At 71.5% G+C, this 487-nt stretch carries 1 protein-coding gene; it reads left to right on the top strand.

The genetic code is table 11. The features are described 5' to 3' along the window. On the top strand, positions 1-243 hold a 243-nt coding region (locus AC1DYK_RS35680), incomplete at its 5' end, for a YdeI/OmpD-associated family protein (protein WP_478170565.1). Positions 244-487 lie beyond the last annotated feature (244 nt).

Genomic DNA, 487 nt, shown 5'->3' with positions numbered 1-487 from the left:
GAGGTACGCAAGGCGCAGGCGGACGGACGTTGGGCCGCCGCATACGCGCCGCAGTCGACGGCCGCAGTGCCCGACGAACTGGCGGCGGCGCTGGCGGCGGATACCCGGGCGACAAAAGCTTTCGGGGCACTCGACAAGACCGCGAAGTACTTGGTGCTTCTGCCCTTGCTCCAAGCTCGAACTCCCGAGGGGCGCCAAGCCGCAGTGAAGCGCGCGGTGCGGGCGTTGGCCGCCGACGGGTAGGCGCGGTGTCAGAGGCTCAGGCTGCTCAGGCGGTTCCGCCGGCGGCGCCGAGGCCCTGGGGGCGTCCGACGGGAAGCCGGCCGCAATGCAGGCGTCGCAGTACGCCCGCCACTGGGGGGCGGCCCGGAGCGGGGTCCCTCGTACGCTTCGCTTTCTCGACCGGATGGACAAGCTGGTTGGCACGCCTGTTGCCGGGACCGTCGTCAAGTGGGGACGGGCCTCCGACGGAGCTCAAGCAGTTGGC

The sequence above is a fragment of the Variovorax sp. P2_H12 genome (assembly GCF_056403395.1).
The sequence above is the reverse complement of the archived record's forward strand: the minus strand, read 5'-3'. Positions and strand labels throughout refer to the sequence as shown.